Origin of the sequence: Allobosea sp. LjRoot237 (genome assembly GCF_964253285.1) — a bacterium.
GTDB lineage: Bacteria > Pseudomonadota > Alphaproteobacteria > Rhizobiales > Beijerinckiaceae > Allobosea.
In genome coordinates this window covers 1,551,987-1,566,584 of record NZ_CAXUQP020000001.1, presented here as the reverse complement: position 1 = coordinate 1,566,584, position 14,598 = coordinate 1,551,987, and the positions used below count along the sequence as shown (strand labels likewise).

At 66.5% G+C, this 14,598-nt stretch carries 12 protein-coding genes; 3 read left to right on the top strand and 9 right to left on the bottom strand.

The window, feature by feature from the left end:
- Window positions 1-5 precede the first annotated feature (5 nt).
- Window positions 6-269: a hypothetical protein gene (locus ACSQ24_RS07590; RefSeq protein ID WP_436094099.1), complete on the bottom strand. Its 264-nt coding sequence runs from the start codon at window positions 267-269 to the stop codon at window positions 6-8.
- A 122-nt stretch (window positions 270-391) separates the two neighbouring features.
- Between ACSQ24_RS07590 and ACSQ24_RS07585 the strand changes: the two genes are divergently transcribed.
- A complete protein-coding gene (locus tag ACSQ24_RS07585; RefSeq protein ID WP_436094098.1) occupies window positions 392-703 on the top strand; it encodes a hypothetical protein in 312 nt (103 codons plus the stop codon).
- A 161-nt stretch (window positions 704-864) separates the two neighbouring features.
- Here ACSQ24_RS07585 and ACSQ24_RS07580 read toward each other — a convergent pair whose 3' ends face one another.
- The 7 genes from ACSQ24_RS07580 to ACSQ24_RS07550 all read right to left on the bottom strand — a co-directional run bounded on the left by ACSQ24_RS07580 (window position 865) and on the right by ACSQ24_RS07550 (window position 11,864).
- Complete coding sequence (locus tag ACSQ24_RS07580; RefSeq protein ID WP_436094097.1) at window positions 865-3,333, bottom strand: DNA translocase FtsK; 2,469 nt, start codon at window positions 3,331-3,333, stop codon at window positions 865-867.
- A 115-nt stretch (window positions 3,334-3,448) separates the two neighbouring features.
- On the bottom strand, window positions 3,449-4,717 hold the full coding sequence (locus tag ACSQ24_RS07575) for a YncE family protein (RefSeq protein WP_436094096.1): 1,269 nt from the start codon (window positions 4,715-4,717) through the stop codon (window positions 3,449-3,451).
- Between the two features lie 110 nt (window positions 4,718-4,827).
- Window positions 4,828-7,761, bottom strand: coding sequence for an FAD-binding and (Fe-S)-binding domain-containing protein (locus ACSQ24_RS07570; protein WP_436094095.1), 2,934 nt, complete (start codon window positions 7,759-7,761; stop codon window positions 4,828-4,830).
- Window positions 7,758-9,287, bottom strand: a complete 1,530-nt coding sequence (locus ACSQ24_RS07565) for a tripartite tricarboxylate transporter permease (RefSeq protein WP_436094094.1) — start codon at window positions 9,285-9,287, stop codon at window positions 7,758-7,760. The genes ACSQ24_RS07570 and ACSQ24_RS07565 overlap by 4 nt, the downstream gene beginning before the upstream one ends.
- A gap of 10 nt (window positions 9,288-9,297) precedes the next feature.
- Entirely contained in the window at window positions 9,298-9,798 is a 501-nt protein-coding gene (locus ACSQ24_RS07560; RefSeq protein ID WP_436094093.1) for a tripartite tricarboxylate transporter TctB family protein, read from the bottom strand.
- A 201-nt stretch (window positions 9,799-9,999) separates the two neighbouring features.
- Window positions 10,000-10,983 carry a Bug family tripartite tricarboxylate transporter substrate binding protein gene (locus ACSQ24_RS07555; protein ID WP_436094092.1) on the bottom strand — a complete coding sequence of 328 codons (984 nt, stop codon included), beginning with the start codon at window positions 10,981-10,983 and terminating at the stop codon, window positions 10,000-10,002.
- A 179-nt stretch (window positions 10,984-11,162) separates the two neighbouring features.
- Complete coding sequence (locus tag ACSQ24_RS07550) at window positions 11,163-11,864, bottom strand: GntR family transcriptional regulator (RefSeq protein WP_436094091.1); 702 nt, start codon at window positions 11,862-11,864, stop codon at window positions 11,163-11,165.
- Window positions 11,865-12,011: 147 nt separating this feature from the next.
- Here ACSQ24_RS07550 and ACSQ24_RS07545 point away from each other — a divergent pair, with 147 nt between their 5' ends.
- Entirely contained in the window at window positions 12,012-13,205 is a 1,194-nt protein-coding gene (locus ACSQ24_RS07545) for a pyridoxal-phosphate-dependent aminotransferase family protein (RefSeq protein ID WP_436094090.1), read from the top strand.
- 285 nt (window positions 13,206-13,490) lie between these two features.
- On the opposite strand, the gene ACSQ24_RS07540 is transcribed toward ACSQ24_RS07545, so the two are convergent.
- Window positions 13,491-13,955, bottom strand: coding sequence for a MarR family winged helix-turn-helix transcriptional regulator (locus tag ACSQ24_RS07540; protein ID WP_436094089.1), 465 nt, complete (start codon window positions 13,953-13,955; stop codon window positions 13,491-13,493).
- Window positions 13,956-14,103: 148 nt separating this feature from the next.
- On the opposite strand from ACSQ24_RS07540, the gene ACSQ24_RS07535 reads away from it, so the two are divergent.
- The gene (locus ACSQ24_RS07535) at window positions 14,104-14,520 is read left to right on the top strand and encodes an organic hydroperoxide resistance protein (protein WP_436094088.1); all 417 of its coding nucleotides are present in this window, start codon (window positions 14,104-14,106) and stop codon (window positions 14,518-14,520) included.
- Window positions 14,521-14,598 lie beyond the last annotated feature (78 nt).

The following is a 14,598-nucleotide window of genomic DNA, read 5'->3' as shown; positions in this document are numbered from 1 at the left end:
GGCTCCTATCGGCCGGGCTCCTGCGGCTCGCGCGGGTCGCGCGCCGGCGGCAGGTCGATCGGCGTCGCCGGCGGCCCTTCGGGCGGTGCGTTCGGCGGCAGCTCCGGCGGCGGATCGTTCGGGATGCCGTTCGGCTCGTTGTCCGGCGGGTTCTCGATCGGCGGCGCCGGCGGCACCTCGCCCGGGGTAGCCGGCGGCAGTTCCGGTGGCGGCGTCGGGCTGGTCGGCGCGCCGCCCGGGGGTCCACCGGCCTGATGGATCGTCGTCATGCGGGCACTCCTTGCATCCTCAATAAACGTCCATGCCTCGCGATGGTTCGCGGTGGGCGGCGCGGAACAATGCCGCAGTTCGCAGCTTGGATTCGGCAGGCAACCAGCAACGGAGCCGTGCCATGTCGGACGATGGAAAAAAGCGCGAGAATCCCGCTTTGCTCGACGAGCGCATCCCGAACGACCCTGTGCGTCCCGAGGATGCTTCGGTCCGCCCGGATCAGGAGGCACCGGTCGGCGACCGCCGCCGGGTGAGTGACGAGACCAATGTCCACGACGCCGGCAGCGACGCGAACGACACCGTGGACGGGCTGACCGAACAGGAGGAGGCTGTCCGTCAGGCGGCTGAGGACGTCCCAACCGGGCAGGACCCGGCCGGCAAGACCGAGGCGACACCCGTCTTCGATCGCGCTTCAAAGCCCCCCAGGATCTGACGCGGCCGGCGCTGCACTTCGCATGAATTGCACCGTCATTCCGGCCGCAGCGAAGCGGAGCGCCGGGAACCATCATAGGGCTTAGCGCTTTACGATGGATTCCGGAGCTGCGCCGCTACGCGGCTTGTCCGGAATGACGACGAGTGTGATCGAGGAACGCCTCAGTCCTCGTCTTCGCGTGCTCTTCCGGTCTCGACGAGGATCTCGCGTTTGCCGGCGTGGTTGGCCGGGCCGACGATGCCCTCGTTCTCCATCCGCTCCATGATCGAGGCGGCGCGGTTGTAGCCGATCTGCAGCCGGCGCTGGATGTAGGAGGTCGAGGCCTTCTTGTCGCGCAGGACCACCGCCACCGCCTGCTCATAGGGGTCGTCGCTCTCGGCGCCCATCGCGCTCTTGTCGAAGACCGCGCCGTCCTCGTCCTCAGCCGTGCCGGCCTCGTCCTCGGCGGTGACCGCGTCGAGATAGTCCGGCCGCCCTTGCGTCTTCAGATGCGCCACCACCTTCTCGACCTCGGCGTCCGAGACGAACGGCCCGTGCACCCGGGTGATCCGCCCGCCGCCGGCCATGTAGAGCATGTCGCCCTGGCCGAGCAGCTGCTCGGCGCCCATCTCGCCGAGGATGGTGCGGCTGTCGATCTTGCTGGTGACCTGGAAGGAGATCCTTGTCGGGAAGTTCGCCTTGATCGTGCCGGTGATGACGTCGACCGAGGGCCGCTGGGTGGCGAGCACGACATGGATGCCGGCGGCTCTGGCCATCTGCGCCAGGCGCTGGATCGTGCCCTCGATCTCCTTGCCGGCGACCATCATCAGGTCGGCCATCTCGTCGACGATCACGACGATATAGGGCAGAGGCGACAGGTCCATCGCCTCCTCCTCGTAGATCGCCTCGCCCGAATGCTTGTCGAAGCCGGTCTGGACCGTGCGGGTGATGACCTCGCCTGCCGCGAGCGCCTCGCCGACCCGGACATTGAAGCCGTCGATGTTGCGCACACCGAGCTTCGACATCTTCTTGTAGCGCTCCTCCATCTCGCGCACCGCCCATTTCAGCGCGACCACCGCCTTCTTCGGGTCGGTGACGACGGGGGTGAGCAGATGCGGGATGCCGTCATAGACCGAGAGCTCGAGCATCTTGGGATCGACCATGATCAGCCGGCACTCCTCCGGCTTCAGCCGGTAGAGGATCGACAGGATCATGGTGTTGATCGCGACCGACTTGCCCGAGCCGGTGGTGCCGGCGACGAGCAGATGCGGCATGCGGGCCAGGTCGGCGATCACCGGCTCGCCGCCGATGGTCTTGCCGAGGCAGAGGGCGAGCTTGTGCTTGGTGCCCTCGAAATCCTGGCTGGCCAGGAGCTCGCGCAGGAAGACGGTCTCGCGCTTGGCGTTGGGCAGTTCGATGCCGATCGCGTTCTTGCCCTGCACCACCGCCACACGCGCCGAGATCGCGCTCATCGACCGCGCAATGTCGTCCGCAAGCGAAATCACCCGCGAGCTCTTCGTCCCAGGCGCAGGCTCAAGCTCGTACAAGGTGACCACAGGGCCGGGGCAGGCCTGCACCACCTCGCCACGAACGTTGAAGTCCTCCAGAATCCCCTCGAGCAGGCCGGAATTCTGCTGGATGAGCTCGATCGGGATCGTTGCCGCGATCTGTGGCGGCTCGGCCAGGAACTCGATTGGCGGCAGCTCGAAGCCCTGCGCCGCGACCCGCCTGGGCTGCGGCGCGGCCACGCGCGGTCTCAGTGCTGGCGGCACGACTGACACCTTCGACTGCACGGCCGCGGGCACATCCTCGGCTTCGGCCACCTTCGGCACGGGCGCAGCGGCAGGAGCGAGTTGCCCCATGATCCTGCGACGCGGGGCCGGAGCCGGAGCCGGGGCTTTGGGCGCACGAACCGGAGTTGCGAATACGGGAGCCGGCATGGCAACCGGGGGAGCGGGCTGTGCGAAGCTCAGATCGAAGCGATAAGGCTGCGTCCAGCCGAAGCTCATTGCCGCAGATACGGCTGCCAGAGCCTGAGCAGGCACAGCGCGCACCGGCTCGGCGACCACCACAGGCGCGTTCAGCTCCGGAGGAGTCATGGGTGCGAGCACCAGAGGCGCGCTCTCGAACGCCGCCTCATCCTCCTGCTCCGCGTCGGGGATGAACTCCCAGAACGCAGCATCGGAGAGGAAGGCGAACGGGGTGGTCACCGCTTCGGGCGGGCTCTCTTTCTCTGCAGGCGAATCGATCGCCGAAACGGTCAGCGCCTCATCCCCCTCCCCAGCTATGTCAGCCTGGAGCTGCGGTAGCATCTCGGGCCCCGGCACTTCGGCCGACGCGCCACCCCAGACCTGCTGCATCATGTGCCGCGGCGTCCGCCAGAAACGAACGCGCTCGGCCTCAGCCGGAGCCTCCGGCACCGGCTCGGGCGGCGGATTCAGGGGCTCTGCGGCCGCACGCTCGACCTCCTGCCGGCGGACCTTGTCGGGCGTGCGCCCGAAGCGCACCAGCCCGGGCGCAGCCGGTGCTACGGACGTGCGGCGATCGGCCGGAGCCGGCTCCGGAATATCAGCGAAATCAGCAAGTTGATCCGAGATTCGGGCAGCGGGAGAGGCGCTGTTCGTCTGGAGATTGCGATGGATTCGACGCATGGATTGACGCTGGCCCGGCACTCACGACTGAGCATCGAGAGGTAGCCGGGCAGGGTTAACACCCCCTGAACTCGCGCCGGAGATAGCTGTGGATCGTGGCCTGTGCCCGTCGCTCTCAATCGGCCTGGAACGCGCCGATCATGTAGCTTTCATTGCCGATTTCGGTGACGCGACCCTTCACCTCATAGCTCGCCAGATCGACGATCCAGACGACGCTCGAATTCGGCTTGCCCTTGGGCGCACCGGTGATCGCCGCATATTTTCCGTCCGGCGTGATCGCGATGCCACGCGGCCGCGACGGCTCGCCGCCTGGCGTCTTGAGCTCGATCCGCTTGATCGTCGCCGGCTGGCCGGCGAGCGCCTTGGCGACATCGATGATGTCGATGTTGTTCGAGCGGAACTGGGTCGACAGGATGCGCTTGCCGTCCGGCAGGAAGGCGGCCACGAACGGGCGCGTTGGCGTCGCCTTGTCGTCTGTGCCGACCAGGACCCGCGCCACCTCCGCCTTGCCAGGATCGCTGAGCGCCTTTTCGACATCGACGATACTGACGGTGTTGCCGGGCGTGTCGGTCTGGGCGTTCTCGCGCGAGGCATGCGCGACGAGCTTGCCGTCGGGGCTGGTCGAGATGCCGAAGCCACCGGCCTGGACCGGGATGCGCGCGACCTCCGCCCCGCTTTCGCCGGCGATCGCCTTCTGCAGGCTCATCACCGTGATGTCGTCGGTACCGCCATTGGCGCCGAAGATCGTGCCACCACCGAGCGAGCTGATGGTGACGCCGTTGGTATCGGGGAAGCAGCCGAACTTGGGATCGGGCGCGCGGTGCGGCACCGGATTGGGCGGACAGGGGAAGCCTGGCTTGCCGAAGGCCTGCTCGACACGGCGGATCACCTTGTTGGTCGAAAGATCGACGATGCTGAGATGGCGCCCGCCATCCTCGTCGCCCTCCTGCTCGGCATGGGCAAGGACCGCATGCTTGCCGTCGGCGGCGATCGCGAACCCAGTCGGGCCGAAGCCACCGGTCTCGATATAGCCCTCGACCGCACCGAGCGTGCCGTTGCTCGCCGGGTCGAGCGCCTTCTTGAGATCGACCACCGTCACTGTGCCGGCATGGCCATGCTGGAAGGCAGCGGCAGCTTCCGGCGAGGTCCGGCCGGAATGATTGACGACATAGGCGCGGCGATAATCCGGCGCGATCGCGATCGAGATTGGCTGGCCGCTCGAGATGACGATCTTGCTGTCGACCTGGATATCCGGCGTGACGCGCAAGCGGTTGACGACGGCCTTCGGCGTCCCATCATTGGCCGGGTCGATCGCCTTCTCGAGGTCGATGACCAGGACGACATTGTCCCAGCGTCCGCTCGCGAGGAAATAGTCTTTCGCCATGACCTGATCTGCGCCTCCAATCGCGCAAAACGCCAGCGTCGTTCCGAGAAGCGTCGTCCGCAACATGATCGTCCTCCCTCGGTTGTCCCGTTCTCCGGGTTCGTCGTTCTCTATGTCGGTGTGCCCTGCTCCTTCAGCGCGCCGTCCAGCACCCTGACAACGTGGATCGCCTCGCGCCCGGCGCCGTCGTGGATCTGGTGGCGGCAACTGGTGCCGTCGGCGACGACGAGGTCGTCGGCCGCAGCCTTGCGCACCGCCGGCAGCAGCGAGAGTTCGCCCATGGCGAGCGAGACGTCGATCGTCGCCGCCCCGTAGCCGAAAGCCCCGGACATGCCGCAGCAGCTCGATTCGATCGGCTTGACCTCGAGCCCCGGCACCGCCCGCAAGGTCTTCTCGACCGCCCCCATCGCGTCGAAGGCCTTCTGGTGGCAGTGCCCGTGCAGATGCGCGACGCGTCCACCCTGGTCGCGCAGCGGCAGGCTGGTCGTGCCGGCAGTCATGTCGGCGGCAAGCAGCTCTTCGACCAGCAGTGCCGCCTTGGCCAAGGGCTCGACCTCGGCCTTCGGCAGCAGCGCACCGAACTCGTCGCGGAAGCTCATCAGGCAGGACGGCTCGAGCCCGACGATGCGTGCTCCCTTGGCAACGAAGGGCGCGAGCGCATCGAGCGTCCGCCTTGCCTCGGCTCGCGCCTCGTCGACCAGCCCGGCCGAGAGGAAGGTGCGCCCGCAGCAGAGCGGCCGCCCTCCTCCCACAGCCGCAACACGATGCAAGCGATAGCCGCCGGCCAACAGCACGCGCTCGGCCGCCTCCAGGTTCTCGCGCTCGAAATAGCGGTTGAAGGTGTCGCCGAAGAGCACGATGTCGCGGCCGTCGCCCTGCACGGCGGACGGATCCGACGGTGCCGCCGCCTCGCGCCAGGGCTTGCGCCAGACCGGCAGCGGGCGCCGCGCCGAGAAGCCGAGCCAGCGTTCGCTGAGCTTCGCCAGCAGCGGGATACGATCACGCAGGTTCATCAGCGGCGCGAGCTTGGCGGCAAACGGCGCATAGCGCGGCAGGAAGGCGATCAAGCGCTCCTTCAGCGGCAGGCCGTGCTTGCCATGGTAGTGATGCAGGAACTCGACCTTCATCCTGGCCATGTCGACGCCGGTCGGGCAGTCGCGCTTGCAGCCCTTGCAGGAGACGCAGAGATCGAGCGTCTCCTTCATCTCCGGCGAGGTGAAGGCGCCCTCTCCGAGCTGGCCGGAGATGGCGAGCCGTAAGGTGTTCGCCCGCCCGCGCGTCAGATGCGTCTCGTCTTTGGTGGCGCGATAGGACGGGCACATCGTGCCGCCGGACATTTTCCGGCAGGTGCCGTTGTTGTTGCACATCTCGACGGCACCGCCGAGCCCGCCCCAGTCCGACCAGTCGAGCGCGGTCTCCGCCGGGATCGGCGTCGCGTAGCCCGGCGGGAAGCGCATCAGCGAGCGGTCGTCCATCCTGAGCGGGCGCACGATCTTGCCGGGGTTGAGCTGGTTGCCCGGGTCGAACCCGTCCTTGACCACCTCGAAGGCGCGGGTCAGCGGGCCCCCGAACATCGGCTCGACGAAATCCGAGCGCGAGATGCCGTCGCCATGCTCGCCCGAGAACGAGCCCTTGAATCGCCGCACCAGCTCGCAGGCCTCCTCGGCGATGCCGCGCATCGCCCTGACGCCGGCTTCCGTCTTCATGTTGAGGATCGGGCGGACATGCAGGCAGCCGACCGAGGCATGCGCATACCATGTGCCGCGCGTGCCATGGCGCTCGAACAGAGCGGTGACGGCATCGGTGTAATCGGCGAGATGCTCGAGCGGGACGGCGCAATCCTCGATGAACGAGACCGGCTTCCCGTCGCCCTTCATCGACATCATGATGTTGAGACAGGCCTCGCGCACCTCCCAGACTGGCTTCTGCCGGGCCGGCTCGATGACCTCGACCACGGCATCCGGTAAACCGTGATCGGCCATGCACTGGTCGAGCCGCTTGAGGTCGGCCTTCAGCGCGGCAAGGTCGTCGCCGGCGAATTCGACCAGCAGCAGGCAGTTCGGCTTGCCCTTGGTGATGTCGGCGAGCGTGCGCACGAACAGCGGGATGTCAGCGCCGAGCACCAGCACATTATTGTCGACGAGCTCGACCGCTGCCGGCCCGAGCGCGACGAGATGCTGCGTCGTCTCCATCGCCGCGCGGAAATTCGGGAAATGACAGACGCCCATGACGCGGTGCTGCGGCAGGGCCGAGAGCTTCAGCGTCGCCTGCGTCGTCAGCGCCAGCGTGCCCTCCGATCCGACCAACAGGTGCGACAGGTTCGGCCGCGGCACGATCAATTCGTCGAGATTGTAGCCGCCGACACGCCGCTGCACTTTTGGGAAGATCGCCTCGATCTCGTCGCGATGCCGGTCGGCCAGCGCCAGCATATTCTCCATCAGCGCTCGCGCCCGCGGCGAGGCGTTGTCGCCGACCGGTCCCTCGCCGAGCGCAAAGGGCTCGCCGTCATGGAACATCGCCTTCAGCGCGACGACATTGTCGACCGTCTTGCCGTAGCGCAGCGAGCGCGCACCCGATGAGTTGTTGCCGACCATGCCGCCGATGGTGCAGCGGCTCGCCGTCGAGGGCTCGACCGGGAAGAAGAGGCCATCCTTCTTCACATGCGTGTTGAGCGCTTCCAGCACGATGCCGGGCGCGACCGAGACCGTCCGCGAGGCCGGGTCGTAGTCGCGGATCCCGTTGAAGTGCCGGCTCATGTCGAGGATCAGCGCATCGCCGATCGGCTGGCCGTTCTGCGAGGTGCCGCCGCCACGGGCGATCACCGGCACGCCATGCTCGGCGGCGATCGTCAGCGCCGCGGCGAGGTCGGCCTCGCTCTTCGGGAAGGCGACGCCCTCAGGCACGATCTGGTAGATCGAGGCATCGGTGGCGTAGCGCCCGCGGGTGAAGGCGTCGAACCGCACCTCCCCTTCCAGCGCCTGCGACAGCTTGCGTTCGAAGCCGAGATTGCGGCTGTGCGGGCGCGGCAGCGCGGCCTGCGTCATCGGGCGGCCTCTGCGGGTTCGACTTCGCTCCGGCCGCGACCGCGCAGCGCCGCAATCGCATCGCTGGCAGGGCCCCAGCAGAGCAGCAGCAAAGCGAGTACCACCAGCGTCGCGACCAGCCCGTTCGCCCAGAAGACGCCGAGCGAGCCGCCCGAGCCGAGCAGCGCCTGGCGGAAGGCATCCTCGGCCCGGTCACCCAGCACCAGCGCCAGGATCATCGGGGCGAGCGGGTAATCGAGCTTCTTGAAGACATAGCCGACGACGCCGAAGATCAGCATCAGCCAGATGTCGAAGATCGAGTTTGAGATTGTATAAGCGCCGATCGCGCAGACGATCAGGATGACCGGCGCGACGAAGGAGAACGGGATCCGCATGATCGCGGCAAAGAGCGGCACCGTCGCCAAAACGATGATCAGCCCGGCGAGATTGCCGAGATACATCGAGGCGATCAGCCCCCAGACGAACTCCTTCTGCTCGACGAACAGCATCGGCCCGGGCTGAAGCCCCCAGACCAGGAGGCCGCCGAGCAGGACGGCCGCCGTCGCCGAGCCGGGAATGCCGAGCGCCAGCATCGGCAAGAGCGCGCTGGTACCTGCCGCATGCGCGGCCGTCTCCGGCGCCAGAACCCCCTCGATCTCGCCCTTGCCGAAGTTCTTGCCATGCTTCGAGAAGCGCTTGGCGAGGCCATAGCCCATGAAGGATGCGGCGATGGCGCCGCCCGGCGTCACGCCCATCCACATGCCCACGACCGCCGAGCGCAGCAGCGTCGCCCAATAGCGCGGCAGACCGGCCCAGGTCCGCAGCACGACCATCAGGTCGATCTTCGCCTGCTTGCCTTTGAACACCAGCCCCTCCTCGACCGTCAGCAGGATCTCGCTGACGCCGAACAGGCCGATCACCACGATCAGGAAGTCGAAACCACGCATCAGCTCGGTCGAGCCGAAGGTCATGCGCAGGTCGCCCGAGATCGAATCCAGGCCCACCGCGGCGAGCAGGAAGCCGATGCAGAGCGAAGCGATGATCTTGGCGCGGTTCTCGCGGCCCATGCCGATGAAGGAGCAGAAGGTCAGGAGGAAGACCGCGAAGAACTCGGCCGGACCGAATTTGAGCGCGAACTGCGCGACCAGGGGCGCAACGAAGGTGATCAGCACCACGCCGGAGAGCGCCCCGATGAAGGAGGCGGTGAAGGCCGCCGTCAGCGCTTCCGCCGCCTTGCCCTGGACCGCCATCGGATAGCCGTCGAAGGTGGTCGCGACCGACCAGGCCTCGCCGGGGATGTTGAACAGGATCGAGGTGATCGCGCCGCCGAACAGCGCGCCCCAGTAGATCGACGACAGCAGGATGATCGCCGAGGTCGGGTCCATGCCGAAGGTCAGCGGCAAGAGGATCGCGACGCCGTTCGGTCCACCCAGGCCGGGGAGCACCCCGACGATGATGCCGAGGATCACGCCGACCGCCATGAAGCCGATATTGTGCCAGGACAGCGCGACCTGGAAGCCGGCGATGAGCGAGGAGAGATCGTCCATCGGTTACCCTTCAATAGCCGAGCATGGCTTCCAGCGGACCCTTCGGCAGGGGCACGCGGAACTGCAGTTCGAAGACCCAGAAGCAGACGATCGGCACGAGCAACGCTGTCAACGCGATCGCCCACCAGCGCGAGGTGCCGACCACCGCCATGAAGGCGATGATGAAGACGGCCGAGGCGACATAGATGCCGAGCGGCTGGATCAGCGCCACGAACAGGACGAGCGGCCCCAGCACCCTGACGACCTGGCGCAATTGCTCATAGGTGACGAAGACCCCGTCCGGCCGGCGGAAGGACTGCCAGAGGATGAAGAGCGAGGCGGCGAGGAAGATCCAGCCGACGCGGGCCGGGAAGAAGCCGTTCTGCGGGCCGCCATCCCAGCCGGCGCCACGCCCATGCGAGTCGTAGAGCACGATGCCGGCGAGGCCGATCAGCAGCAGCGCCGTGGCGATTTCGACCGGCCGGCGCGAGATGCCGGGTTCGGGTGTTTCGGTTTCGCTAGAGCTCGACATTATCCGTCCCCTCCCATGTCATCCCGGACAAGCCGCGTCAGCGGCTCTGGTGCCGTCATTCCAAGGCCGGCAGCCCTGGTTTCGTCATGCTCGCCCTTGTGGCGAGCATCCACGTCGTGAACACCGCACGCGAGCAGCGAAGACGTGGATGGTCGGGACAAGCCCGACCATGACGCCAAGGGTGCGGTTACGGCCCCGGCCTTACTTCGCCATGAAGCCGGCTTCGGTCATCAGCTTCTCGTGCTTCGCCTCGTCCGCCTTCAGGAAGGAGACGAAGGCCTCGCCATCGCGATAATCCGCCGCCAGCGCATTGCGGGCGAGGTACTCTTTCCATTCCGGCGTCTCGGAGACCTTTTTGAACAGGTCGACATAGAAGGCCTGCTGCTCCTTGCTGACCTTGCCGGGCATGAACATGCCGCGCAGCATCTGGTAGCTGACATTCAGCCCCTGCGAGGCGCAGGTCGGGATGTCGGCCCAGGACTGCCCGTCCGCGACCTTCTCGGTGTAGGCCATCTTCTGCTCGGCGAAGACGCAAAGCGGGCGCGTGGCGCCGCCACGCCAGTTGGCGAGATCCTCGGCGGGGTTGTTGGTGGTGGCCTCGACATGCCCGCCCGACAATTGCGTCGAGGCCTGGCCGCCGGAGGTGTAGGGGATATAGGCGAACTTGGTGCCGCCCTGCTTCTCCATGGCGAAGACGAGCAGATTGTCCTCGCGCTTGGACGAGGTCCCGCCGATCTTCATCGCTGGGTTCGCAGCTTTCGCCGCCGTCATCAGGTCGCCCGCGCTCTTGTATGGAGCCTTGGCGTTGACCCAGAGCAGGAAGGAATCCTGCGCCAGCATCGCGACCGGGGTGTAGTCCGTCCAGTTCAGCGCCAGCTTGGTCGCCATCGGCGTCATGAAGATGCCGCTCGAGGTGGTGATCAGCTTGTGCGGATCGCCAGCCGATTTCTGGATGTCGAGCATGCCCTCGGCGCCACCGGCGGCCGGCTTGTTGACGACGATGATCGGCTGCTTGGTGAATTGCTGCTTCTGGATGATGCCCTGGATCGTCCGCGCCATCTGGTCGGACGCCCCGCCCGCCGAGAACGGCACGACGATCTCGACCGGCTTGTTCGGCTCCCAGGCAGCGGCTTGCCCGATGCCGGCGGCCAGAATTGCGGTCGCGGCCAGCCATTGCTGCTTCATGATCGCTCCTCCCAATGATTGCGCTCTGACGGCGCGGTGAAGGAACCTTAGATCAAAAATTTTTGCATTCAATCCAAAATTTCAGAAATAAAAAATGACCACGATCCTTGCGGTGCGAGCGTCGGCCGGCCTTTGGATTGCTTCGCCGCCCGACTCCCGCAAATGCGGGCTGGTCGCAGTCAGGCAGAAGCCTGCGCCGCCTTCCGCTTGTTGCGCAGATGCTGGAACAGGATATCCGACAATTCCGAGCCAGCGCGCCGCCGTAGCGCATCGAGGATCGCCTCATGCTCGCGCATCGCCTCGCCCCAGCGGTCACGATCCTTGGCGAGATTGGCCGAATAGCGCACCCGCCGGATCCGCCCAGCCAGGCCGGCATAGGTCGTAGCCAACGTCGCATTACCGGCAGCGGCGACGATCAACTGGTGGATCGCCTGATTGCAGTGGAAGTAGCCATGCATGTCGCGGCGCAGGTAAAAACGGTACATCTCATGGTGAACCCGCTCGATTTCGGCGAATTCTTCCTCCGAAATCCGTTCGCAGGCCAGCCGCCCGGCCAACGCCTCGAGCCCACCCATCACATCGAAGAGCTCGCGGATGTCCTCGGAACTAAGCTCGCGCACCCGCGCACCGCGATTGGGCAGGAGCTCGATCAGCCCTTCCGCCGCCAGGACCTTGAGCGCTTCACGCAATGGCGTGCGCGAGATGTTGAAACGCTCGCACAGCGCCCGCTCCGGGACGCGCGCGCCATCGGCAAGATTGCCCTCGACGATGAAGTCGCGCAGCGCGACTAGAAGCCCTTCATGCAGCGAGGCGACCGGCTTCGCAGCCTCGGCCAGCGGCGGGTTCTGCTCATCAATGGTATCGAGGAATGGCTCGTTCATGCATCATCGCTAAGTCGGCTCGAGCCCGCTGTCGAGCCCGATTGCACATAATCAGCATACCAGAGGGCGATTGATCTTTCAAAAAATGAATGCAAAATATCAACCAGCAGCGCAATAGCGCCGGCCCCCTGAGAGGAAAAGACCATCATGCAAGGGCGTCACTTTCTGCACATTCCCGGTCCGAGCCCGATTCCGGACCGGATCCTGCGCGCCATCGCGATGCCGATCATCGACCATCGCAGCGCCGAGTTCGCCGCGCTCGGCAAGACGGTGCTGGAAGGCAGCAAGTCCGTCTTCAAGACCAGGCAGCCGGTGGTGATCTACCCCTCTTCCGGAACCGGCGCCTGGGAGGCGGCGATCGTCAACACGCTCTCGCCCGGCGACACCGTGCTGATGGCCGAGACCGGCCATTTCGCGACATTGTGGAAGAACATCGCGACACGCTTCGGCATCGAGGTCGAATTCATCCCGGGCGATTGGCGCCGCGGCGCCGACCCTGCCGCGATCGAGGCGAGGCTGACCGAGGACAAACTCCGCAAGATCAAGGCGGTGATGGTCGTCCATAACGAGACCTCGACCGGCGCGACCAGCCGCGTCGCCGAGATCCGTAAGGCGATTGATGCGGCCGGCCACCCTGCCCTGTTCATGGTCGACACCATCTCCTCGCTCGCCTCGGTCGACTATCGCCATGACGAATGGCAGGTCGACGTCACGGTCTCGGGCTCGCAGAAGGGGCTGATGCTGCCGCCGGGCCTCGGCTTCAACGCCGTTTCGGAGAAGGCGCTAGCAGCTTCGAAGACCAATACCCTGCCGCGCTCCTTCTGGGACTGGGAGGAGATGATCAGGATCAACGCCGGCGGCTTCTTCCCCTATACGCCGGCGACCAACCTTCTCTACGGGCTGAAGGAGGCACTCGCCATGCTGCAGGAGGAAGGGCTTGATCAGGTCTTCGCCCGCCACCAGCGCCTCGGGAGCGCCTGCCGCGCCGCGGTCAAGGCCTGGGGGCTGGAGGTGCTCTGCGAGAACCCGGCCGAACAGTCGCCGGTCCTGACCGGCGTGCTGATGCCGCCGAGCCACGATGCCGACCGCTTCCGCAAGATCGCGCTGGAGAAATACAACATCTCGCTCGGCTCCGGCCTCGGCAAGGTCGCCGGCAAGGTCTTCCGCATCGGCCATCTCGGCGAGTGCAACGAGCTCAGCCTGCTCGGCGCCCTCTCCGGCGTCGAGATGGGCCTTGCGGCTGCGGGCGTGCCGCATCGCAGCGGCGGCGTCGCGGCAGCGATGGCCGATCTCGAAGGGCGCGAGCCTGGCAACGAGGCGAAGGTCGCGGCCGTAGCGTGATCGAACATAAGCAGCCGCCTCTCCCCGTGATATTCGCCCTTGAAGCGCGGCAGCCGCACCCGCCTCGGCGATGTGTCGGACAAGCTCGGGGAACCCCTCTCCCGGATGGGAGAGGGGCAGGGGTGAGGGACCGCCGCTGATAATTGGACCGCTACGGCGCCGTTGCGCCTTCTGCGGATAGGGCAGGCCCTCATCCCTGCCCTTCTCCCACACGGGAGAAGGGTTCCCCGCGGACGCCATTTCGACCATCGGCCGCTGGAAACTCGGCGCGAACCTCATTCAGCATCAGCCGCCTTTGCCCCCCCGCGCCGCGCGCAACAGGTTGCTGCGCAACCTGACCACCGCCTTCTGCACCACCGGAAAATCCTCGCCGAGCCCCGCGGCCGCCACCAGATTCATCGGCAGCGCCTTCTCGCGCAGCTTCCGGCCTTCCGGCGTCAGGCTGACGCGCACCTGGCGCTCATCGGCCGGGTCGCGCTGCCGGCGGATATAGCCGAGCGTTTCAAGCTTCTTCAGGATCGGGGTCAGCGTGTTCGACTCCAGGAACAGCTTCTCGCCGAGGCCGCCGACGCTCTGATTGTCCTCCTCCGACAGCGCGATGATCGCGATGTACTGGGTGTAGGTGAGCCCGAGCTCGTCGAGGATCGGCTTGTAGGCGCGCCCATAAGCCAGGTTGGCCGAATAGATCGCGAAGCAAAGAAAATCCGCCAGCCGGGGGGCATCGGGACGTTTCGGGGTCGGAGCGGGCATGGCCGGGCCTCGTCGTGAGTGCGTCATCGCCCCCTCAATATATGTCGCATCCGATTAAATCGGAAGTGTTGACATCGCTTCCGAGCTTCACATATAAGACCGCATCCGATTAGATCGGACACGATCTAAAAACAGAAGGAAGCTCGACATGTCCCAGACCGACAAGGTTCTCTATACTGGCCGCACCCACACCACCGGCGGCCGCGATGGCGCCGCCCGCAGCTCGGACGGCCACCTCGAGGTCAACCTGACCTCGCCCGGCGCAGCCGGGGCCGGCACCAATCCCGAGCAGCTCTTCGCGGCCGGCTGGTCGGCCTGTTTCATCGGCGCGATCGGATTGGCGGCGCGCGAGCACAAGGTCGCAGTGCCCGCCGAGACCGCGGTCGACGCCGAGGTCGACCTGCGCCATGGCGAGCGCGGCTATGTCCTGCAGGCCCGCCTGAACGTCGCCCTGCCGGGGCTGGATCGCGAGACCGCCCGGGCCCTGGTCGATGCGGCGCACCAGACCTGCCCCTACTCCAAGGCGACCCGCGGCAACATCGAGGTCGAGATCAACCTGATCTGAACCGCATCGGACGGCGCCGCGCGGAGGTCCCGCCGACGCCTCCCTTCCCCAGTCATCGCAACTCCGGACAGAAGGCAT